Annotated in this window: 23 protein-coding genes; 10 read left to right on the top strand and 13 right to left on the bottom strand. The window is 64.1% G+C overall.

What is annotated here, in order from left to right:
• Nucleotides 1–60: 60 nt before the first annotated feature.
• The 3 genes from ACQR1W_RS14745 to ACQR1W_RS14735 form a co-directional block, all read right to left on the bottom strand.
• Nucleotides 61–855, bottom strand: a complete 795-nt coding sequence (locus ACQR1W_RS14745) for a hypothetical protein (protein ID WP_434851442.1) — start codon at nucleotides 853–855, stop codon at nucleotides 61–63.
• A 68-nt stretch (nucleotides 856–923) separates the two neighbouring features.
• Nucleotides 924–2,684 carry a SulP family inorganic anion transporter gene (locus tag ACQR1W_RS14740; protein ID WP_434851441.1) on the bottom strand — a complete coding sequence of 587 codons (1,761 nt, stop codon included), beginning with the start codon at nucleotides 2,682–2,684 and terminating at the stop codon, nucleotides 924–926.
• 100 nt (nucleotides 2,685–2,784) lie between these two features.
• A complete protein-coding gene (locus tag ACQR1W_RS14735; RefSeq protein WP_035981403.1) occupies nucleotides 2,785–3,084 on the bottom strand; it encodes a helix-turn-helix domain-containing protein in 300 nt (99 codons plus the stop codon).
• A gap of 197 nt (nucleotides 3,085–3,281) precedes the next feature.
• Here ACQR1W_RS14735 and ACQR1W_RS14730 point away from each other — a divergent pair, with 197 nt between their 5' ends.
• Nucleotides 3,282–3,908, top strand: a complete 627-nt coding sequence (locus ACQR1W_RS14730; protein ID WP_434851440.1) for a hypothetical protein — start codon at nucleotides 3,282–3,284, stop codon at nucleotides 3,906–3,908.
• Nucleotides 3,909–4,073: 165 nt separating this feature from the next.
• Here the strand turns inward: ACQR1W_RS14730 and ACQR1W_RS14725 are convergent, their stop codons facing one another.
• The 4 genes from ACQR1W_RS14725 to ACQR1W_RS14710 form a co-directional block, all read right to left on the bottom strand.
• Nucleotides 4,074–6,122: an elongation factor G gene (locus ACQR1W_RS14725; RefSeq protein WP_434851439.1), complete on the bottom strand. Its 2,049-nt coding sequence runs from the start codon at nucleotides 6,120–6,122 to the stop codon at nucleotides 4,074–4,076.
• Between the two features lie 160 nt (nucleotides 6,123–6,282).
• A complete protein-coding gene (locus ACQR1W_RS14720; protein WP_008968929.1) occupies nucleotides 6,283–6,762 on the bottom strand; it encodes a DUF992 domain-containing protein in 480 nt (159 codons plus the stop codon).
• Between the two features lie 247 nt (nucleotides 6,763–7,009).
• Nucleotides 7,010–7,597, bottom strand: a complete 588-nt coding sequence (locus ACQR1W_RS14715) for a DUF992 domain-containing protein (protein ID WP_434851438.1) — start codon at nucleotides 7,595–7,597, stop codon at nucleotides 7,010–7,012.
• A gap of 119 nt (nucleotides 7,598–7,716) precedes the next feature.
• The gene (locus tag ACQR1W_RS14710) at nucleotides 7,717–8,919 is read right to left on the bottom strand and encodes a pyridoxal phosphate-dependent aminotransferase (protein ID WP_434851437.1); all 1,203 of its coding nucleotides are present in this window, start codon (nucleotides 8,917–8,919) and stop codon (nucleotides 7,717–7,719) included.
• 189 nt (nucleotides 8,920–9,108) lie between these two features.
• Between ACQR1W_RS14710 and ACQR1W_RS14705 the strand changes: the two genes are divergently transcribed.
• The 4 genes from ACQR1W_RS14705 (at nucleotide 9,109) to ACQR1W_RS14690 (ending at nucleotide 12,468) form a co-directional block, all read left to right on the top strand.
• Nucleotides 9,109–10,338, top strand: a complete 1,230-nt coding sequence (locus ACQR1W_RS14705; RefSeq protein WP_434851436.1) for a glycosyltransferase family 87 protein — start codon at nucleotides 9,109–9,111, stop codon at nucleotides 10,336–10,338.
• A gap of 202 nt (nucleotides 10,339–10,540) precedes the next feature.
• Nucleotides 10,541–11,194 carry a glutathione S-transferase family protein gene (locus tag ACQR1W_RS14700; protein WP_008968924.1) on the top strand — a complete coding sequence of 218 codons (654 nt, stop codon included), beginning with the start codon at nucleotides 10,541–10,543 and terminating at the stop codon, nucleotides 11,192–11,194.
• A gap of 241 nt (nucleotides 11,195–11,435) precedes the next feature.
• Nucleotides 11,436–11,690, top strand: coding sequence for a hypothetical protein (locus tag ACQR1W_RS14695; RefSeq protein ID WP_434851435.1), 255 nt, complete (start codon nucleotides 11,436–11,438; stop codon nucleotides 11,688–11,690).
• Between the two features lie 316 nt (nucleotides 11,691–12,006).
• Nucleotides 12,007–12,468 carry a GNAT family N-acetyltransferase gene (locus ACQR1W_RS14690; protein WP_434851434.1) on the top strand — a complete coding sequence of 154 codons (462 nt, stop codon included), beginning with the start codon at nucleotides 12,007–12,009 and terminating at the stop codon, nucleotides 12,466–12,468.
• A gap of 217 nt (nucleotides 12,469–12,685) precedes the next feature.
• On the opposite strand, the gene ACQR1W_RS14685 is transcribed toward ACQR1W_RS14690, so the two are convergent.
• The 3 genes from ACQR1W_RS14685 to ACQR1W_RS14675 all read right to left on the bottom strand — a co-directional run bounded on the left by ACQR1W_RS14685 (nucleotide 12,686) and on the right by ACQR1W_RS14675 (nucleotide 15,934).
• Nucleotides 12,686–13,006 (bottom strand): antibiotic biosynthesis monooxygenase family protein, encoded by a 321-nt coding sequence (locus tag ACQR1W_RS14685; protein WP_434851433.1) that lies wholly within the window; start codon nucleotides 13,004–13,006, stop codon nucleotides 12,686–12,688.
• 127 nt (nucleotides 13,007–13,133) lie between these two features.
• The gene (locus tag ACQR1W_RS14680; RefSeq protein WP_434851432.1) at nucleotides 13,134–14,351 is read right to left on the bottom strand and encodes a DUF1501 domain-containing protein; all 1,218 of its coding nucleotides are present in this window, start codon (nucleotides 14,349–14,351) and stop codon (nucleotides 13,134–13,136) included.
• A 2-nt stretch (nucleotides 14,352–14,353) separates the two neighbouring features.
• The gene (locus ACQR1W_RS14675; RefSeq protein ID WP_434851844.1) at nucleotides 14,354–15,934 is read right to left on the bottom strand and encodes a DUF1800 domain-containing protein; all 1,581 of its coding nucleotides are present in this window, start codon (nucleotides 15,932–15,934) and stop codon (nucleotides 14,354–14,356) included.
• A 166-nt stretch (nucleotides 15,935–16,100) separates the two neighbouring features.
• Here ACQR1W_RS14675 and ACQR1W_RS14670 point away from each other — a divergent pair, with 166 nt between their 5' ends.
• From ACQR1W_RS14670 to ACQR1W_RS14655, 4 genes are all read left to right on the top strand, one after another.
• The gene (locus tag ACQR1W_RS14670) at nucleotides 16,101–16,310 is read left to right on the top strand and encodes a cysteine-rich CWC family protein (RefSeq protein ID WP_434851431.1); all 210 of its coding nucleotides are present in this window, start codon (nucleotides 16,101–16,103) and stop codon (nucleotides 16,308–16,310) included.
• The gene (locus ACQR1W_RS14665) at nucleotides 16,310–17,017 is read left to right on the top strand and encodes an HAD family hydrolase (protein WP_434851430.1); all 708 of its coding nucleotides are present in this window, start codon (nucleotides 16,310–16,312) and stop codon (nucleotides 17,015–17,017) included. Before ACQR1W_RS14670 ends, ACQR1W_RS14665 begins: the two co-directional genes overlap by 1 nt.
• 172 nt (nucleotides 17,018–17,189) lie before the next feature.
• The gene (locus ACQR1W_RS14660) at nucleotides 17,190–17,792 is read left to right on the top strand and encodes a hypothetical protein (protein WP_434851429.1); all 603 of its coding nucleotides are present in this window, start codon (nucleotides 17,190–17,192) and stop codon (nucleotides 17,790–17,792) included.
• Nucleotides 17,789–18,274: a hypothetical protein gene (locus ACQR1W_RS14655; RefSeq protein WP_434851428.1), complete on the top strand. Its 486-nt coding sequence runs from the start codon at nucleotides 17,789–17,791 to the stop codon at nucleotides 18,272–18,274. Before ACQR1W_RS14660 ends, ACQR1W_RS14655 begins: the two co-directional genes overlap by 4 nt.
• Here the strand turns inward: ACQR1W_RS14655 and ACQR1W_RS14650 are convergent.
• A complete protein-coding gene (locus tag ACQR1W_RS14650) occupies nucleotides 18,249–18,854 on the bottom strand; it encodes a TetR/AcrR family transcriptional regulator (protein WP_434851427.1) in 606 nt (201 codons plus the stop codon). The genes ACQR1W_RS14655 and ACQR1W_RS14650 overlap by 26 nt on opposite strands.
• Nucleotides 18,855–18,936: 82 nt before the next feature.
• Here ACQR1W_RS14650 and ACQR1W_RS14645 point away from each other — a divergent pair, with 82 nt between their 5' ends.
• Nucleotides 18,937–19,719: a crotonase/enoyl-CoA hydratase family protein gene (locus tag ACQR1W_RS14645; RefSeq protein ID WP_434851426.1), complete on the top strand. Its 783-nt coding sequence runs from the start codon at nucleotides 18,937–18,939 to the stop codon at nucleotides 19,717–19,719.
• Between the two features lie 3 nt (nucleotides 19,720–19,722).
• Here the strand turns inward: ACQR1W_RS14645 and ACQR1W_RS14640 are convergent, their stop codons facing one another.
• Nucleotides 19,723–20,418 carry a glutathione S-transferase family protein gene (locus tag ACQR1W_RS14640; protein ID WP_434851425.1) on the bottom strand — a complete coding sequence of 232 codons (696 nt, stop codon included), beginning with the start codon at nucleotides 20,416–20,418 and terminating at the stop codon, nucleotides 19,723–19,725.
• Between the two features lie 134 nt (nucleotides 20,419–20,552).
• Nucleotides 20,553–21,260 (bottom strand): glutathione S-transferase N-terminal domain-containing protein, encoded by a 708-nt coding sequence (locus ACQR1W_RS14635; protein WP_434851424.1) that lies wholly within the window; start codon nucleotides 21,258–21,260, stop codon nucleotides 20,553–20,555.
• Nucleotides 21,261–21,296: the final 36 nt, after the last annotated feature.

Raw genomic sequence — 21,296 nt, 5'->3', positions numbered from 1 at the left:
CGGTGCCAAGGCTCGCAAGAGGTGCTCGCGGGCGGGAATGCGAATGCTGGCCTCGGACTCCTAGCTTCGTGCACGCCACTCGTAAACCTCCTTGTCATAGGCCTCCACGAACCCCGCGCGTTGCAGATTGCGGTAGGAATGCTCGAGCATGTGCAGCGTCTCGGAAACCAGGACCTGGCAGCCGAGGCGCTCGGCCTGTGCTACGCGCCTCGCAATCAGCGCCTGCTGTGCGCCGCGCCTGCGGTCACTCTCTACGGTCGCTGCCATTGCGAAGTAGCCAATGTCCTCGAACAGGCAGAGCACTCCGATCGCGACCGGCCGGTGGCCATCGAACGCCATATAGTGGAAGAAGCCGTCCTTCCCGGCGGACGCCGCGTAAGTCGGCCAGAGCGTTGGCCCCAATTGCTCGCGATAGACGGCGATCTCAGTCGGGCCGACCTCGCGAACGTCCAGATCGGTCTCGGCCTGCACGGGTTCCCGACCTTCGCGGATGAGTGTGGGATAGCCGGTCCATGGATTGCGCAAGAAGCCGAACGCGCCGAGCAGGCTTCTTGCCTCGTCCATATCGGGTCCCGGGCTGAGCCAGACAAAGAACCGCTGCACACCGCGCTCGGCGAAGAACTCGATCAGGTGCTGGACGCCGTCGGCACTCATGCCGGGTTCCGCGCCGCAGAGGTGAACACGGTTGAGGTTACCGGAGGCGTTGGGCGCCTGATGTTCAGGATCAATCGTGAGATAGGCGTCCCCGAACGGGAGGCCCTGGAAGCGCCTGCCGGCAAGGCCGTCCGGCTGGAGCTGTGTATCCAGCCAAGCCGTCAGCCGTTTCATCCTTCGCGCCAGATCAAGCTGGTCCATGCTGTGCACCGAAGCCGCGACGCATAGTCTGGACGAAGGCTGGGGAAAATTCAAAGCGCTTGAACGTCTCAGCTCGCGGCCAGCGCCTCGGCCGCGATGTCTTGGGCCGCTTCGCCGCTCTTGATGTCGGCGACCGCCCGCTCAATGCTTTCACGGTAACGCGCCATCGGTGGGCGCACGCCATGCATCAGCAGCGCGCGGCGCACGGTGGGCGAAGCGCCGGTGATGAAGAGCCTGATGCGCTGGCGTTTGGCTTTCGCGGCCACCCGGCTCATGGCATTGGCGGCGGTCGAATCCAGGAACGGTACGGCGGAAAAATCGACCACAAAGGCCTTGCGGCGGTCGGCAATGGAATCGAGCACGCTGCCGACCGTCGAAGCCGCGCCAAAGAAGAAGGCGCCGGTGATGCGGTAGATCAGCACGTCCTTGTCGGCGCCGAGCTTGGGATTGTAGGGCACACGCGCATCGTCGAAATCCGGGCGATCTTCGGCGACGAGCGGGGTGCCGTCCTCGACCCCGGTCATTTCCGCCATGCGGTGAATGAAGAGGACCGCGCCGAGCGCGAAGCCGACCAGGATGCCCTCGGTGAGGTCGCGGAAGATGGTGAGCAGGAAGGTCGCGAGCAGCACGACGGCATCGCCCCATGAGGAGCGCAGCAGCGTGACGAATTCCTGCTTCTCGGCCATGTTCCAGGCCACCACGACCAGCACCGCGGCCAGTGCGGATAGCGGGATGTAGCTCGCAAGCGGCGCCGCGATCAGCATGAACGCGAGCAGGAACACCGAGTGGAGCATGCCCGAGACGGGCCCGCGGGCGCCGGCACGTACATTGGTCGCGGTGCGTGCGATGGTTCCGGTGACGCAGATGCCGCCGAACAGCGCCGAGCCGACATTGGCGAAGCCCTGCGCCACCAATTCGCAATTGGAGCGATGACGCCGGCCGGTCATGCCGTCGGCGACCACGGCCGACAGCAGCGACTCGATCGCGCCCAGCAGCGTAAACGCAATGGCGTCCGGGAACACGGCCTGCACCTTGGCGAGCGAAAACGCCGGCAGAGCCGGCAGCGGCAGTTCGCGCGGAATGCCACCGAAACGCGTACCGATGGTTTCGACCGGCAGATCGAAGGCCCAGGTGATGGCGGCGGCGACCGCCACCGCCATCAGGATGCCGGGCCAGGTCGGCCGCAACCGCTTCAACCCGACGATGATCAGGATCGCCGAGGCCGCGAGCAGGACCGCAGAGCCATTGGCGCTCGGCGCGCCATGCGCCAGCGCGACGAGCTTGGGGATCAGTTCGCCCGGCTCCTTGGCCATCAGCGTGATGCCGAACAGATCCTTGAGCTGGCTTGCGAAGATGATCACCGCAATGCCGGCGGTGAAGCCGACCGTTACCGGATAGGGGATGAACTTGATGTAGGTGCCGAGCCGCAGGTAGCCGGCGATCACCAGCATCATGCCGGACATGATGGTCGCGAGGATGACGCCGTCGAGACCATGGACATCAACGGTGTGGGCCACCAGCACGATGAACGCGCCGGCCGGACCGCCGATCTGGAAACGGCTGCCGCCGAGCAGCGACACCAGGAAGCCGCCGACCACCGCGGTGTAGAGCCCACGGCCCGGCGACACGCCGGAGGCGATCGCGATCGCCATCGACAGAGGAAGCGCGACGATCGCGACGGTCAGGCCGGAGAGCGCGTCCGCGCGCAGGTCGGCGACGCCATAGCCCTCGCGCAGCACGGTGAGCAATTTTGGCGCATAGAGTTCGGCGAAGGTCGGCTCATGCGCCCCAACCCGGCTCCGCGTCCCGCGCTCGCTGGCGATATCCATGTCCGCAATGCTCCCACGACACCGTACGGCGCCCAGCACGTGGCGCGACGGATGCCCTTGGACACGACGAGACAACAGCCCATCGTGCCGCGCAACGAGCCTATGATGCGTCGCGCTCAGTCTCGATGTGACGGCCCACGCGGCGGGGCGGCCCCGGCTCCCTCAGGCGAACCCCGCGCCCGCCATCGTCGCTGCGCGCATGCTCGCCAATCAGATCCACGCCCGCACGATTGAACGCGTCGATGACCTTGGTCAGCGTATCCACGACGCCGCGGACATTGCCCGTCGAGGCTTCCATCCGCTGGATCGTCGGCAAGGACACGCCAGCCAGTTCGGCCAAAGCTTTCTGATCTATCCCGAGCAGCGCCCGCGCTGCCCGCATCTGGAACGACGTGATCACGATGGCCTCACGTGACATACACCATAATTGATGCATGAGATCAAGACAATGATGTAAAATAAATCATCTGACAACTGTCTTGCAAGTGAATGGGCCACCGCATTGACCAATAATATTGTCCGCATGTTTCGGAAGGGGCGGTAACTTTCCACCGATACACCCAAACGATGTCGCGGGTCTTGCTTGGATGAGACGGCATGAAAGCGCTGGCACTTTTCCTCATCTGCCTCGGAGTCGCGCTCGCCGGATCCACCAGCCAGGACGCATTCTTCGTTCCGTTTCCGTCTTCGCTTGCGCCCGTCGCGGAGTTCGGCTGCCCCGATCCTGGCACCGTTTTTACGTACGATGTTCCGGCTTGGAATACGAATCGTCCGAACCGAATGGTCGCGATCGAACGAGACCAACTCAATTGCCGGATCAGATCAGACGCTCAAGGCGTCTATGATTGGTATGGCGGCGTCGGCCCGCATCTCCGCGACGAGGACCTCGCCCAGAAGCAACTCATCGCGAACATCTGGCCGCTTCGCACCGGTTATTCGGAAAGCGTCAGCAAGTACGGGTCACCTTGGGAGTATAGCGAGATCAAATATGAGGTGGTCGAGTTCGGATTGGCCGTCGTACCTGCAGGCATGTATTGGGCCTTCAACATTCGGAAAACCTACTACTGGCAGGGCCGGTTAGCCTATACGACCACACTTTGGTGGTCTCCCGCGTTGAAGTGGACGATACGACAGTGGCCGGAGGAACCCGGCAAGATAGCCCGAACCGGCGGTTTCAATTGGAGCCTCGTTTCTGTCTCGACCAAAGCAAGCCAAGGCGACTGAAGCGCGAGTTCGAACCTTCCACTACACGTCGTAGTGATGAGATCAGCCGGCGGCTCGGCATATCACGCACGGGCGACAATGCTGAGGGGTAGATTGAAAGAGGAAGAATATGGTCCGGCAAGGATGCCAGACCATATTTTCATCTTCAAGGCGTGGCCAAACCGCTCACGCCGCGTCGCGATGCGCGGCGATGATGTGCTCGGCGGCGCGGCCCGTCACCTCGGCCATGTGGTCGAATTGGCGGGTGAAGCTGCCGGCGCCGGCCGTGGCCGAGCGCAGTTCGACGATGAGCTCGCCGATCTCCGCTTCCGGCATCATCGCCCGCACGCAATCCCAGCCCGACCAGCCGTCGCGGGTGTCGAACGACAGGATCTGACCACGCCGCGCCGACAGGATCGCATTGATCTTGGCGGTCGCATCGGTCGGGCAGACGATCTCGACCGTGTAGATCGGCTCGAGCAGCACCGGCGCGCACTGCGGCAGCGCCTCGGCGATCCCGACCCGCGCCGCCGTGCGGAACGCAAGATCCGACGAATCGACGCTGTGATAGGAGCCGTCGGTCAGGGTGACCGCGACATCGATCACGGGGAAGCCGAGCGGCCCGCGCGTGAGCCCATCGACGACACCCTCCTCCACCGCCGGGATGTAGTTGCGCGGCACCGCGCCGCCAACCACGGACTCCGCGAACTTGAAGCCCTCGCCGCGCGGCAGCGGCTGGATGTCGAGCACGACGTCGCCGAACTGGCCGTGGCCGCCGGACTGCTTCTTGTGCCGGCCGCGCTGGGTGATGGCTTTGCGGATCGTCTCCTGATAGCCGATCCCTGGCGCATGCGATTTCACATTGACGCCGAACCGATCGCGCAGACGTTCGAGTGCGACCCGCAAGTGCATCTCGCCCTGCCCCCACAGCACCGTGTCATGAGTGCGCTGGTTCTGCACCATCGAAAGCGACGGATCCTCTTCGTTGAGGCGAAGTAGCGCCTGGCCGAGCTTGACATCGTCCTTGCGGTCGACCGCAGCGATCGACATCGCCAGCACCGGCGAACACGGCTCGACCTTGGCGAGCGCCGCAGGCGCGGTCTTGCCGGTTGCGACAGTGTCGCCGGTCTTGACCGAGTCGAGCTTGCACAAGGCCACGGTGTCGCCGGCCTCGGCCGCCGCACGCTTGCTGTCATAGCTGCCATTGGCGGCCAGAATGCCGGAGACCCGCGCAGCCTCGCCGGCGGCCGCATGCAAGGTCGCGCCGTCGTCGAGATGACCGGCGAGCAGCCGCGTCAGCGACAGCTTGCCGCCATGCTGCAGATGCAGCGTCTTGAAAACATAGCCAAGCGCCTCCTTCGTCTCCTTGATGCCGAGACGCTTGGCGGTCTCGGCAACCCCGGGCGCCTCATGCCGCAGCGCCTTCAAAAGCCGCAGCACACCGTTCTCGCGCAGCGCCGAGCCGAGCAGCACCGGGCAGATCTGGCCCTCGCGCAGCTCGCGGGCGAGATCGTCGAACACGGCGTCGCGCGGCGGCTGGATGTCCTCGAGCAGCTGCTCCATCAGCGCGTCGTCATGGTCGGCGAGCTTCTCGAGCATCGAGAAGCGCGCCTCTTTCTCGCGATCGAGATCGCCGCCCTCGAGCGCAATCACCTCGGAGGCCTTGTGCTCGCGATAGACGAAGGCGCGCTCCAGCGCGAGATCAACGAAACCTTCGATCAGCTCGCCGTTCCAGATCGGAATCTGCCGCAACACCAGCGGGACGCGCGAGGCCGGCTGCAACGTCGCCAGCGTCTCCCGGATCCGCGCATTGGCGCGATCGATCTTGTTCAGGAACAGGAAACGCGGAATGCCGAGCTCTTCCAACTCACGCAGGATGATCTGCAACTGCGGCAGCTTCTTCTCGTCCGCCTCGCAGACCACGATCGCAGCGTCCACCGCCGGCAGCGCAGCGCGCATGTCATGCGCGAATTCGATCGAGCCCGGGCAGTCGAGGAAGGTGTAGCTGTCGCCCATGAACGTCGCGGTCGCGACCGTCAGCGCGGTGCTCATCTTGTGATGGCGCGCTTCAGGGCTGGCATCGCCGACGGAGGTGCCGGCATCGACGCTGCCGACGCGCGGGATTGCGCCCGTCCGCGCCAGGATCGCCTCTAACAGGGTGGTTTTACCGCTTTGAAAAGGGCCCACCAGTGCGATGCACCGTGGACCGCGGGGACTTCTGACGTCTTGTCCCATTCGCCGTCTCCTCGATGTGGAGCTCGGCCCTTGATTGGGTCGGCGATCGTCCATGCTCTGCCTGTGCTGCTGCTTTGGCAAGCTGGAAAACGTCGCTGCAATGCAGAGAGCGCGACCCCTCCCTACCTGGGGAGAGGTCATGTTCACAATGAGAGGAAGATTAACGTCCCGGACGCAGTTCCAGGCTTTCGAGGCCGGCAGACACGGCGAGTCCGACCTGCCCCTGCACACTGAGCGGCTGCAGCGCGATCGAATTGGCGGAGCCGCCGATCAGCACGTTGCCGCCGAGGCCGACGCCGACGGCCGCGGAGCCCTGCGCACCGGCATAGTCACCGGAGAGATCGCCGATTCCGAGCCGGGCAACCGGCGCATAGACCACCCAGGCGAGGGTCGATTCCTCGGTGATGCCGAGATCGACGCCGACTTTCCGGATGGTGGCGATGTAGCGGTCCTCCGGCACGCCGTCGGCGCGCAGCACGCAGCCGAGATGGGTCACCGAGCCCACGATAAATCCAATGCTCGCGCCGCCGCGGCATTCCAGCACACCGACGCGGACGCGATCCATCTGCTGCGCGTTGGCGGCGACGCAACTGCCGGCCATGACGATGGCTGTGAGCCCCGCAAGGAGAGACGAGCGCATGAACAAAACTCCGGATGAAATGAAAGATGTGATGCAGACCCGATGATCAGGACGCGCGATCAGCGGACGTCACATCTATGGCACAACGAAACGCCTCCTGCCAGAAGCCCGCTGGCATATTGCTGCAAATAACAATCAGGAAACATGAACGATGAACGCGCGCGCGGACTAAGTGTTGGCCAAGGGCAGGACATCACCATTGATAACAGGTTTTCCTGAACCGTTGTTCATGCACTCTGCTGAGTCCTCAACGATAGAGTCGTGCGAAATAGGAAGACGGATGGCTCGGACTGCGATGCAGTGGCAGCACCGGCAACAGCTCGACCTCGGCGACGCCGGCGGCGACGTTGAGGCCAGTCTGGCCCTGCAGGCTGATCGGCTGCAGCGCGGCGGCGCGATCCGATCCGCCGAAGAGAAAATTGCCGCCGAAGCCAACACCGGCCGAGCCGTTGGCTGTGAACCCGCCATAACGTCCGCGCAACTCGCTGCGACCGAACTCGTTGATTGGTGCATTCACGACCCAGGCGAGCCTGGTGTGCGCGGTGACGCCGAGGTCAAGGCCGAAGCGGCGCAGTTTCGCGGCATACCGCTCTGGGCGATGGCCGTGGCTGCGAAACATGCAACGCAGGCGCGCCGACGAGGTCACGAAAAAGCCCGCAGCCCCGCGGCCCTCGCATTCGAGGATGCCGGCGCGCATCGGCCTGATCTCGTTGACCGCGATCTCACGGGCCGTGATCTCATGGGCCCTGATCTCATTGCCCCTGATTTCGTGGGTATCGGCGCGCGGCGCGAATACCGCCAGCAACATGATCTGCAACAGGACAAGGCGCTTCAACGCGATCTCCGCAGACGCTACAAACTTGCAATGAGACACAAAGAAAGCGCCATGTTGAAAACATGGCGCTTTCCCGAGCGGAAATTGACCTTTTTGGATTCGAGGAGTCTGTTGCCCGACTACCTCAAATTGCCGCAGAAGCGCTGGATACGCTTGCAGGCATCTTCGAGATCGGAGGTCTTGGTCGCGTAGGAGATGCGGAAGGCCGGACCAAGGCCGAACGCTGAGCCGTGCACGACCGCAACGCCTTCCGCTTCCAACAGCTCCGTCACGAACGCCTCGTCGTTCTCGATCACCTTGCCGGACGGCGCGGTCTTGCCGATCGTGCCGGCGCAAGACGGATAGACGTAGAACGCACCCTCGGGGCGCGGGCATTCGATGCCGCTGGCCTGATTGAGCATCGAGACCACGAGATCGCGCCGCTCCTTGAAGATCTTGTTGTTCTTCGGAATGAAGTCCTGCGGACCGTTCAAGGCTTCGACTGCGGCCCATTGCGCGATCGAACACGGATTGGAGGTCGACTGCGACTGGATGGTCGCCATCGCCTTGATCAGCTGTGCAGGCCCGCCAGCATAGCCGATGCGCCAGCCGGTCATGCAATAGGATTTCGAGACGCCGTTCACCGTCAGCGTGCGGTCGAGCAGGCTCGGCTCGATCTGCGCTGGCGTTGTGAAGACGAACTCGTCATAGACCAGGTGCTCGTACATGTCGTCGGTCATGATCCAGACATGCGGATGCCTGACCAGCACGTCGGTGAGCGCCTTCAGCTCGGCCTTGCTATAGGCCGCGCCGGTCGGGTTCGACGGCGAGTTGAGGATCAGCCACTTCGTCTTCGGCGTGATCGCCTTCTCCAGGGCTTGCGGCTGCAGCTTGAAGCCGTGCTCGGCGGTGCAGACCACCGACACCGGCTCGCCGCCGGCGAGCGCGACCATCTCGGGATAGCTGACCCAATAAGGCGCCGGCACGATCACCTCGTCGCCCGGATTGATGGTCGCCATCAGCGCGTTGTAGAGCACCTGCTTGCCGCCGACCCCGACGATCACCTGGTTCGGCTTGTAGGACAGCCCGTTCTCACGCTGGAACTTGGCGATGATCGCCTCTTTCAGCTCAGGAATGCCGTCGACCGCGGTGTACTTGGTCTTGCCGTCCTGGATCGCCTTGATCGCCGCCTGCTTGATATTGTCGGGCGTGTCGAAATCCGGCTCGCCAGCGCCAAGGCCGATGACGTTGCGGCCCGCCGCTTTGAGGACGCGCGCTTTGTCCGTGACCGCGATGGTCGCGGACGGCTTCACACGGTCGAGCGCAGCGGCGAGAAAAGGCATCATCAGCTCCTTGAGCAGGCGTCATGGGTCGTTGTCCGGCCACGACGCGTCATGTTGGGGAAACAGTGCATCGTACGGCGTGCCGCGCTGCATCGCAAGAACGTTGGCGCAACCCTGCCAACAGTTTAGGGAACGTTAAAGCCGGCCGGTTACGCTGCCGCGCAACATTATTCGGATTTGCCGGCCAAAATGAACGAGATCCTTCGCGCCTTGCGAACCGGCGACTGGCTGACGGCCGCCCGCATCAAGAGCTACAGCGTGATGCTCCTGAGCTTCACGGTGGTGGCCGTCATAGGCTGGATTGCGCTATCCGACCACCTGGTCGACCGCAACGGCAAGCCGATCGGTACCGATTTCTCCAACGTCTATGCGGCAGGGGTGCTGACCCTTCAGGGTCACGCGGCCGATGCCTATGACCCGCCGCTGCAGCACGCGGCGGAGAAGGCCGTCTTCGACGGCCGCGACGTACCATTCTTCGGCTGGCACTATCCGCCGTTCTTCTTCGCCATTGCCGCCGTCACGGCGCTGCTGCCCTATGCCGGCGGGCTTGCGCTGTGGGTCTTTGCCAGTCTCGCTGCCTATCTCGCTGTGATGCGGGCGATCCTGCCGCGCCCCGAGACTCTGCTTGTCGCCGCCGCCTTTCCGGCCACGTTCGTCAATATCGGTCATGGCCAGAACGCGTTCTTCACCGCGGCGCTGCTCGGCGGCGCGATGCTCACCTTGGAGTGCAGGCCCTGGCTGGCCGGTGTCCTGATCGGCCTGCTCGCCTACAAGCCGCAATTCGGCGTGCTGATCCCGCTCGCGCTGGTCGCGGGCTCGCGCTGGTCCACCATCGCGGCCGCTGCCGCCACCGTCGCAGCCCTGGTCGCGATCAGCTACCTCGCGCTCGGCCGCGAAGTCTGGCATGCCTTCTTCCAGTCGATGAATTTCACCCAGACCGTCGTGCTCGAACAAGGCGGCACCGGCTGGGAGAAGATCCAATCGGCGTTCTCCGCCGCACGACGTTGGGGCGCTGATATCCACACCGCCTATGTCGTGCAGACAACACTTGCGCTCCTGCTCGCCGCGGGCGTGGCGTGGCTCTGGCACAGCGATGCTGCGTTCGAGCTGAAGGCCTCGGCGCTGGCCACCGCCAGCCTGCTGGCGACGCCTTACGTGCTCGATTACGATCTCGTCGTCCTCGCTGTTGCGATCGTCTTCTTCGTACGCCACGGGCTTGCGCACGGCTTCCGCGACTATGAGATCAGTCTGCTCGCCTGTGCCTGGATCGTGCCGCTGCTGTCGCGCAGCGTCGCCGGGCTCACCACAGTTCCGCTCGGACTGATCGTGATGCTGATGCTATTCGCTCTCACCCTGCGGCGCGCGTCGCTTGATCGCGCGAGCGAGATCGGTGTGCCGGCGCATATCGCGCAAGCGTGATCTTAATTCGACACGCTTTGTACGTAAGTTGTTGCTCGCCGCTGCAGTGCGGCAGTGGTTTTCGACTTTTTCCAGCCCCCGGCTCTTGCAGCGCGCCGCCAACCGCATCATTGTCTGGCCGCATTGCAGGACGATTTGCTATCCTGCTTAGGTATCGTGCGCGTGGGTATCGCGCGCGTGGAGCTCAAACCGAAACGGCCGAATGTACAAGCTCTATTCGATGCAGCGCTCGGGCAACAGCTACAAGGTCCGCCTTGCGCTGGCGCTTCTGAACGCACCCTATCATGCAATCGAGATCGACATTCTGCGAGGCGAAAGCCGCACGCCCGATTTCCTTGCCATGAATCCCAGCGGCCAGGTGCCGCTGCTCGAGGTCGGCGACGGGCGCCACATTGCGGAGTCCAATGCGATCCTCTGGTATGTGGCGGGCGGCACGCCGCTGGTGCCGGAGTCGCGCATCGAGCGCGCGGAAGCGCTGCAATGGATGTTCTTCGAGCAGCATGCGCTCGAGCCGAATATCGGCGCGGCCTATTTCTGGCTCCTGCTGGTGAAGGGCGGCCGCGACCTGCAGACGCACGCGCTGGAGGACTGGATGGAGCGCGGCTATGCGGCGCTGCAGGTGATGGAGAACCACCTCAAGAGCAACGACTACTTTGCCGCCGGCCAGCTCACGGTCGCCGACATCGCGCTCTATGGTTATACGCATGTCGCGGATCGCTGCGACTATGACCTGTCGACGTTTCCGCGGGTGCGTTCCTGGCTGCGGCGGGTGGAGCAGACGCCCGGCTTCGTCACCATGGAGTGGCAGCCGGCCGACCTGGTCGACAGCGCCGGCATCGCCGCCGACTACGACTAGTGACCGGGCGTTCGCGCCCCCTGCGCCACCTCAGCGGATGCGGGCTCCGGAACCTTGCGCTCCCGCTCGAGCAAAAAGAAAAATAGCGGGTAAAAAATCGCGATTAGCGGGAACAAGCTCCTGCATTGCCCCGGTTTTGCCTTTTTTCACCCCGCGCCGCCGCAATCCTGCCGGGCATTCCCTTAGAATTTACTTCTGCGGGTGATTCGCTCGCGCATGTCCGTGTAAGGGATTCCGGTTCATGGTTCGGTCGCGTTGCGCCACGCTCGTTAGGCTTGCGAGTCTTCCCGGCAACCACCCGTCGCGAATGTCGCGGCGGCCTGGCTCTGGCCCGAACCTGTCCGACGGCGGCTTCCACGGCGAGACGACACTCACGCTGTCGTCGCATCTCACCAACATGGTGGTCGCAATCATCGCGGTCGGCACGCTGTCGCTCTGCGTCAGCGTCACCATCGCCGTCCTCTCGATCAAAGCCAGCCTGTTCGTTCCGACGTAGTTTCAAAGCCATTATGACAACCCATCGCGGTTTTCGCGACAAAAGGCGATGATCGTCTCGCGCGCAGCTCATGGCGATGAAATCAACTGTCGTAATTGTTGCCGTCACACTGGCTCTTGCGATCCTGTTGGCGGCTTCCCTCGTCATCGCCATCGAACGGCGCGGCGAGCTCTCGCTCTGGCCGCTCAGCGATGGCCCGGTGGTTCAAGTCCGCGCCGCTGAGCCGCCTCTGCAACCCTCATCCGAGCCGGATTGATCTTACCGGCTGTGCCGCGTATCGAAGGTTCGTGTTCACGTAGGGTGATGCGAACTGACGATGTCCGAGATGCTCACGATCCGCGCTGTCACGCGCGAGGACTACCAGCGGTGGCTGCCGTTGTGGGATGGATACAACGCATTTTATGGACGTAGCGGCGCCACCGCACTGGCGCCGGAAGTGACTGCCATCACGTGGTCGCGCTTCTTCGATGCCTATGAGCCTGTCCATGCGGTCGTTGCCGAAAGTGATGGCGAATTGCTTGGACTTGCGCATTATCTGTTTCACCGCACCACCACGACGATCGCGCCGCTTTGCTACTTGAACGATCTGTTCACGGCGGATGCCGCGCGCGGCAAGGGCGCGGGCCGGGCTCTGATCGAGGCGGTCTATGACGCGGCCCGACGTGCCGGATCGCCGCGCGTCTACTGGCAGACCCACGAGACCAATGCCGTCGCGCAGGCTCTCTATGACAAGGTGGCGGAGCGTTCGGGCTTCATCGTCTACCGCAAGGCGCTGTAACGGCACGCAGCGAACCTTACTGATTCAATCATCCAACTGTCACGACGGCGTAACACGGCAACGCTAGCGTCACCCGGCGTTTGATCAGCCCCCCGTCACAGATCATGCGCCAGCGGTCCCGTCAGTCGCCGCGTCTGACCGGGGCCGCACTTTTTTTGTAAGCTACTATTGTTGCGCGAGTTTATGGACGCCATTGAGCGCAGTGCGCAGTAACGTCCTACTTTTTCCCGCCCACCGTTTGCCGCACCTCGAAGCCTTCGAATTGCGGCGGGCCGAGATACATCACTTTGTTGTCGCCGGCGCCCTTGTGCGCGGCGCGGAAGGCTTCCGACTTGGTCCAGTCCTCGAAGGCTGAGCGGCTCGCCCAGATCGTATGCGAGGCATAGAGCGTGTGGTCTTCGGCCTCGGGGCCCTTCAACAGATGAAACTCCACGAAACCCGGCACCCTCTCGAGATGGCTGTCGCGCGACGCCCAGACTTGCTCGAAGGCGGCCTCCGAGCCCTTGGCGACACGAAAACGATTCATGGCGATGAACATGCTGATCTCCTGCATCCGATGATAGCCGCTGATCTGGAGTAGCAGATTTTGCGATGGCGCGCGCCCGCAAGGATCACCGTAGCGATCTTTTGAGCAGGCTCCAGCGCTGATACGACGATCGGCGGATTTAGGCCACGAGCCCCTTCATCGGCTTCACGACGGCGCTGTCTGGAAACACGGACGTCGCCAGCGCGTGCTCGCCGATGCCGAGATGATCGGCCAGCACGCCCTTCAGCACGGCGCGCAGATCGGTGGTCGGCGCGAGGTCACGCGCCTGGTAGAGGCTCGTCGGCTTCAGGCCTGGCCAATCCGCAATCACGCGGCCGCCGTTCACCGCGCCGCCGGCAAGCAGTGCGATGGTGCCGGTGCCATGGTCGGTGCCCTCAGTGCCGTTGATTTTCGCTGTGCGGCCGAATTCTGTCGCGACCACCACGACGGTGTCGCGCCAATGCGCACCCAATCCGCTTTCAAATTCGGCCAGGGCGCCGTCGAGCCCCGAGAGCAGGCCCGCAAGCCGGCCGACTGCACCACCTTCGTTGGCGTGGGTGTCCCAGCCATCGAAGGCGAGCGCTGCAATGCGCGGCCCATCATCTGCGGCCATCAACTTCGCCGCACCGCGCGCTACCTGGCGCATGGCTGTGGCCGCGTTGCCGCCGGGCTTGACCTTCATGTCGTCACCGCGCGCGACCTTTTCCAGCTGCAGGCCTTGCGACAGCGCGCTCGCCAGCGCCGGATCGCGATGGGTGTAGAGATCGACCAGCCGCATCGCCGTGTCATCGTCCGCCTGAGGCAACGTCACCGGCGCCCAGCCTACGGTCGGCGCGGCCCCGCGCAACACCAGCGGCGTGGTCGGTCCCACCGCGAGCGCGCTCGCCACGCGCTCGCCGCGTGGCAACGCTTCGACCGCGCGGTTGAGCCAGCCGGACTGCACGCGGCCGGGCCCGGCAAAGCCGCTTTCCAGCACGTCCTGCCCGTCGAAATGCGAACGATCGCGATAGGGTGTCGCGACCGCATGCACGACCGTCGCATGCTTGCTCTGATACATGCGGGCGAATTCCGGCATCGACGGATGCAGCGCGAAGAACGAGTCGAGCATGACGGCGGGATGTGGTCCATCTGCGCTCAATGCGATCGCACCGTGCAGGCCGGCATAATCGGGATCACTTGTTGGCGCCACGGTGGCGAGACCATCGAGCGCGCCGCGCAGGATCACGACGACGAGGCGCGGATCGCGCTGTTCTGCGGCGCGCGCGAATCGCGGCAGGTAGGCCCAGGCCGCGAAGGAAGCGCCGGCGAGCAGCAGCTGGCGGCGTGACGTGACCAGCGGCGTCCTGATCAGTTCCATCCTCACCTCCTCTGGAATTCCGGCGACATCAACAACAGTGCCAGCGCCTGCTGGCGGGATTCCGCGCGTTCAATGGTGCGACGGGTTTCGCTGGACGCCGCGTCCGCGGCGACCAGCTCCAGCAGCTCGCGCGCATCGATGGTGTTGCCGACCTTCGAGCTGAGCTGCGCGGCGATGTCGAGCCGGAGCTTCAGGCCCTCCGGCGCCGCCCAGGCGGCGTTGGTGTCGGGAAAGCCGTTCGGTCCGGCCGGCGTCCACAAGGGCTGGCCCAAGGCGTTGAGCGCACCGAGATAAGGACCGGGATCCTCCGGCACGCGCGCCAGAAGCCGCCCGCTGGCGACCACGAACTCATAAGGATTGCGCATCTTGGTGAGCGGCGCCGACCAGGCTTCGTCGGAATCGATCAGCGCCAGCGTGAGGGCCTTCAGATCGCCGTCAGTCCTCTTGAATACGGTCTCGAGCCGCGCCACCAGGGCCGGCGGCGGATCATCGGCGATGAAATGACGCACGAATTTGGTTGCAATGAATTTTGCAGTCGAAGGGTGGTGCGCGATATCGGCAAGCGCGGCTTCGCCCTGCGCCAGGCCATCGTCCTGGTACACCTTGCCGAGCAATGTCTGCGGTCCCGGCTGATGCGCATTGGCGTTGAACACGAACTCGCCCGGCGCCCCAAGCTTGCCCTGCCGGCCGGCGAAGGTCCACCCGGTGATGATGCGCGCGAGCGTGGTGACGTCCTCCTGGGTGTAGCCGCCGCCGACGCCGAGCGTATGCAGCTCCATGATCTCGCGCGCGAGGTTCTCGTTCAGCCCGCGCTTGCGGTTCTGCCCGGCCCGCGAGTCCGGCCCCAGCGATTGCTGATTGTCGAGGAAGAACAGCATCGCCGGATGCTGCTCGACCGCCTTCACCATGTCCGCGAAGCGCCCGAACACATGCGGGCGGATCGCCTCGCGCTCGAAGGCGCCGGCCCAGATCCGCGCCAATTCGCCCTTATTGGCGGAGATGCAGAAATGGTTCGACCAGAACGCCACCAGCCGCTCGGTGAAGCCGCAATCGGCCAGCACCGCACGCTGCAGCCGCGCCAAGGCTTCTGCGCGATAGGTTTTTTGGATCACGTTGAGCGGCTGCTGGGGCTGCGGTGCGGGCTTGGCCGCATTGGGCTGCATTCCCGCATTGGACTGCGCCGCTTCGGGCGCCATGCTCATATTGCCGTCGGCCGGCTTCGTCTCCGGCGCAACATTTCCGATGTTGTTCGCCACCTTATTGAGAGAAAGGCCGCGTTGCTGCGGCGACGCTGCCGTCGGACTTGACTGAGGTCCAACCGCATCAGCCGCGGGCGCGGCGGATTTCGCCATCTCGCGGGCACGCTTCACCTCGTCCTGATAGGCGAAGACCGCCTCCGCCAAGGCTTGCGTCGACTGCAAGCCGGGCGCCTCCAGCAGCGCGCCGCTGGCGCGGCCGAGCTCCGATTTGACGAAGCCGCGTGGATCGGAGGCGGCGCTGGTGAAATCACCTGATGCGCCGCCGCGCGCACCGAGGCCGAAACGGTTGAGCGCAACGAGGGCAGCTTGCGGATCACGGGCCATCGTCATCACCTACACAATCTCGTGCACCCTCATGCACCGTTCTCATGCACGGCTGATTTGCCGATGCCACGCAATTCATCATTGCGAGGAGCAATGCAGAGCGCCACTATACGTCGCAGCAACCTGAACCTCACATGAAAAGGGCGCTCGAAGCGCGGTTCCGATCGTGACAAATCGTTTAGAAAGCGTTAGCGCCCGCCGTCTCGCCTGCGCCCGATGCGGAACGGAATTCACCTGCGACCCCAGTGGCGCCTGCTGGTGCTTCGAGGAAACCGTTCGCCTGCCGCTGCCGTCCGAGGGGCAAGAGTCCGCCTTTCAGGACTGCCTGTGCCGCGACTGCCTGCACGCGTTCGCAGCGATCACGGCGGCACGTTGATGGCGCGCTGGCATATCAAGGCTGTCCTGCTCGACATGGACGGAACGCTGATCGACACCGAGCGCGTCTATCTCGAAAGCTCGATCGCGGCGTTCAGCGCCCTGGGCTACACCGATGGTGTCGCCGCGCTTTGTCACACGATGATCGGCATTCCCGGCCCAGAGTGCCAGAAGATGATGCGCGCGCATTTCGGCCCCGACTTCCCGATCGCCGAGGTGAACCGGCTGTTCGCAGCCAACACGGCCGCCACGCTTGCCGCGGGAATGCGGCTGAAGCCCGGCGCGCTCGCGCTGCTCGATGCAATCGAGGCGGCCGGCCTGCCGAGGGCGATCGTCACCTCATCGTCGCGTCGCACGGCGGCACAACATCTCGCAGCCGCCGGGATCGATGGCCGCTTCGATGCGATCCTGACCCGCGACGATGTGAGCCGCGGCAAGCCGCATCCCGATCTCTATCTGTTGGCCGCCGCGCGGCTCGGCACGCCGGCGCAAGCCTGCGTCGCAGTGGAGGATTCCAATCCCGGTGTCGCCGCAGCCCACGCCGCCGGCGCGATCACGCTGATGGTCCCCGACATCGTGCAGCCAACCGAGGAAACACGGCAGTGCTGCGCGGCCGTCCTGCCGGACCTCGAAGCGACGATCGATCTGCTCGCCGCGAATGGCGTTCTACGCAGCCCGCGCCGTAGCGGCGAACCCGGTGCTGAGTGATTTCATCGGCACAATCTCATGCTATCCAACAACGAGACGTCGCGTCTGCCCACAGACGATATGAAATCGTTAGACTTCGTTTACGTTCTTTGTCGCGCGTCAGGCGCAAATATTTGGCATGAATTAATATGACGCTGGTACCCACGCCGGGATTTCCACGTGAGCGTTTCTCATGATCCGTTTCATTGCTTTTGTTGTTATGGCCTTTGTCACGGCCTTCGTCGGTGTCAGCTGGGTTGTTCGCGGCTTTCCGATTTACACCCCTAGCCCTCACATCGTGGCGGAGCTGCCTGCGTTGGTGGACAAGAGCTTCGGTGGCAAAGACGCCGAGGAGTTCGAACGCAAAGCCTGGGTCGCTCAGCATACGTCGCAGAGCGACAAGAACCCGAAGCTCGATGCGTTGCGTCTCGATGCGCTGCAGGCGGCCACCGCGTACAAGATGTCGCCCTGCGATGAAACCATGAAGCGGAATTTGGTCGACGCGTTGACCGCCTATGCGCGCGCCTATCAAGCCAAGCTGGGCTGTTCGCCCAGCATGAGGATGTTTTGCGGTGACAAGAAGATCAAAGAGGCCGCCGACACCTTCTCGACCCCGCTTGACCAGCGGGTGAAGGAGGCCTTGTTCGAAGCCTTCGATCAGAAGGGCGTCGTCAGGGCAGATTTTGCCGGTGACGTGCGCGAAGAGGTGCTGCAATTCGCCGGGCCCGGACTCTGGTTCGACGAGTCACCGGTCTGCCTGCCGCGTCAACAACATACGGGAGCGGCCCGCGGATGAATCGTCTCTGGTTCATCGTCTGGGCGGTGGTGATCTGGCAAGTTGCCGCCTGGGCCTTCGCACCCGCCCCCTCGGTCGCGCCGCAGTCGTTCACCCCGATCGGCGACCGCGACTTCGACGAGCACGAGAAATACATCGCGGACGCCCGCGAGTCGCAGCGGAAAGGCGCTCTGGCGGCGCTCGACCGTCCCTGGAGCGATCGCTGCGGCGACGCCCGCAAGCAATTCATCAGCGGCCTGAACGAGTACTACTATCACCGCCAGAACCAGAGCGAGCGCTATCCCGAAACCTATGGGCCCGCCGGAGCCGGCTATATCGCCAGGCAATGGCTGACAGCGGACGACCGGCGGATCGAGCGGCTGACGCAGGAGGCCTATGCTGCCGGCTATCTGAAGCCGTCGGACTTCGACGGCATGGCCAGCAAGATGGTGGCGACCGTCGTTCACGCCGAGCGCGTCAACGGGCGCGGCTGCGACGCCTAGCGCGGCTCGCAACCCCGGCCGAGACAAGCGCGCGCGCCGCTGCACCCGCCGTCTCCATATAGCTGGCGTCGCGATGCAGCAGGACGACGGCGAAGGCGCCGTCGAGCAGCAGCAGCATCTGCCGGGCAAGCTCGCCCGGCTCGCTGACACCCTCGGCCTCGAAGGTGTCGCGCAGCCAACTCTCGAACTTCTTCTTGTGCGCCGCGCCGATCTTGATCGCGGGATGCCCAGGCAGATTGGCGAGCTCGGCCGTGGTGCGCAGGAAGCCGCAGCCGCGCCATTTCGGATGCCGCACCGAGCGCGCAAGATGGGCAAAGATGGCTGCACACTTGTCCGGTAGGCCGCCGTCTGCTTCGTCGAACCAGCGCTTGAACAGCGCCAGGTTGGGCTGGTCGCGCGCGGCGAGATAGGCCGCGACCAGATCGTCCTTGCTCCTGAAATGATAGTACAGCGTCTTCTTGGTCAATCCCGCCTTGTCCGCGACGGCGTCGACGGACACGGCGCGAATGCCCTCGCTGTAGAACAGCGCGCTTGCCGCCTGGATGATGCGCGCACGGGTCGGGTCGGAGGAGCGAGCCATGGGGCCAATGTATACTGACCAGTGAATATACACAATGGCGGCGCTCTCCTACGCTTGCGGCAACGTGTCTTGGAGAAACCGAATGCCCGATAACATCCTGATCGATGTCGCCGACAACATCGCGCTGCTCACGCTGAACCTTCCCGCGCGTCTGAACGCCCTGAACTACGCCTTGATCGGCGACTTGATGGCGGCCCTCGACCGTATCGAAACCGACGCTGCGGTGCGCGCCGTGATCCTGACCGGTGCGGGCGAGCGCGCTTTTTCGGCGGGCGCCGACATCCATGAATTCTCCGAGAGCGTCCGCGCCGGCCGCGACGCCGCGATCCGCGATTTCGTGCGGCGCGGCCAGACCATGACGGCGCGGCTGGAGGCCTTCACCAAGCCGGTGATCGCCGCCGTCAACGGTCTTGCCTATGGCGGCGGCTGCGAGGTCACCGAGGCCACCCATCTCGCCATTGCCAGCGAGCGTGCCTCATTCGCCAAGCCGGAGATCAGGCTCAGCATGCCGCCGACCTTCGGCGGCACCCAGCGGCTGCCGCGGCTGGTCGGGCGCAAGCGGGGCCTTGAACTGCTGCTGACCGGCGATCCGTTCTCGCCGCAACGGGCGCTGGAGATCGGGCTCGTCAATGCGGTCGTGCCGCACCATGAGCTCCTGCCCGCAGCGCGCCAGCTTGCGCAACGCATCATCCGACATTCGCCTGATACTGTGGCTGCCATCATCACCGCCGCGACGCGCGGCCTAAACATGGCGATCAGCGAGGGCCTTCAGGTCGAGAGCGAGCAATTTGCGCGCCTGGTCGGAAGCCCTGCTCTCACGGACGGATTGGCGGCGTGGCGCGCGAGCCGGCCGCCGAATGTCTGAGCGTCACACCGGATGGCCCGGCGAAGTCCGCGCCATCCCGTCGAACGCGTCGAGCAACCGCTCGCGCCAGGCGTAGACGGGATCGGCCTCCTCAAGCAGCTTGAATGGGCTGACCACGCGCGCCCATTGGAAGCCGCCGAACACGATGTAGTCGGCATAGTTCGGCTCGTTGCCGCCGATGAAAGCCTGCGACTTCAAAGTCAGCCGCAGCGGGTCGAGCGATTTGCGGAAATTGACCACAGCCTGGTCGCGGTTCGTCATCACCTCTTCCAACGACTTGCCGAACCGTGCCTCGCGCGAGCTGCGGAAGTAGTCAGCATCGACAGCGGCGAGATTCTTCGGGATGTCGGCAATGATCAACGGGAAGATGCCGCCGACAATGGCGATATCGCCCCACCAGTTCATGAACCGCGCCATCGCCCGGCCGCCGTCGCCTCCGAACAGCGACGGCCGCTCCGGATAGGTGTCTTCCAGATAATTCGCGATCACCCAGGAATCGACCACCGTCCTGTCGCGGTCGAGCATGACAGGCACCTTCTCCGAGCCGTGCGGCGCGATAGCGGCCTTCTCGGTGAAGCGCCACGGAATCGATTCCGCTGAAAGACCCTTATGCGCCAGCGCCATGCGGATGCGCCAGCAATACGGGCTGAACGGCCGGGTAGCGTCGGTGCCGACGAGTTCGTAGAGCTTGAGAGACATGCGTGCTTACCCCCTGTGTCATGCCCCGCGCAGGCGGGGCATCCAGTACGCCGGAACGGTCATTGTTGATCGAAACAGCAGCGCCTACTGGATCATCCGCTTTCGCGGATGATGACAGCGAAGACGTGGGACGTCTACCGCACCACCGAGGCGGTCTGACCGAACAGGATCTTGCGCTCCTCCTCGGTGCGAATCGTCGGCTGGCCGAAATTCGGATTGACCTCCTTGGCCTTGGCATAGGCGCGCTGGGTGGCCGGCCGCGCCTCGATATCAGCAAGCCAGCGCTTGAGGTTCGGGAAGTCGTCGATGTTCTGGCCCTGGTTCTTGTAAGGCACCACCCACGGATAGCAGGCCATGTCGGCGATCGAATAATCGTCGGCGATGAATTCGCGCCCCGCCAGGCGCTTGTTCAGCACGCCATAGAGCCGGTTGGTCTCGTTGACATAGCGGTCGATCGCATAAGGGATCTTGTCCGGCGCGTAGTTGCGGAAGTGATGGTTCTGCCCGGCCATCGGTCCGAGCCCCGCCATCTGCCAGAATGTCCACTGGATCACATCGTAGCGGCCATAGATGTTGGCCGGCAGGAACTGCCCTGTCTTCTCGGCAAGATACAGCAGCATCGCGCCGGACTCGAACAGCGAGATCGGCTTGCCGCCGCCCTTGGGCTCGTGGTCGACCAGCGCCGGAATCCGATTGTTCGGCGCCACGCTGAGGAAGTCGTGGCCGAACTGCTCGCCCTTGCCGATGTTGATCGGGACGATCCGGTATGGCAGCCCGGTCTCCTCCAGGAACATCGTGATCTTATGGCCGTTCGGCGTGGTCCAGTAATACAGGTCGATCATCGGCGCGTTTCCCTGTGGCTCATGCAAAAGATGCAT

It is taken from the genome of Bradyrhizobium sp. HKCCYLS1011 (assembly GCF_051167795.1).
Classification (GTDB): domain Bacteria; phylum Pseudomonadota; class Alphaproteobacteria; order Rhizobiales; family Xanthobacteraceae; genus Bradyrhizobium.
Note: the sequence above shows the minus strand (reverse complement) of the source record. Positions and strands in the feature narration are given on the sequence as shown.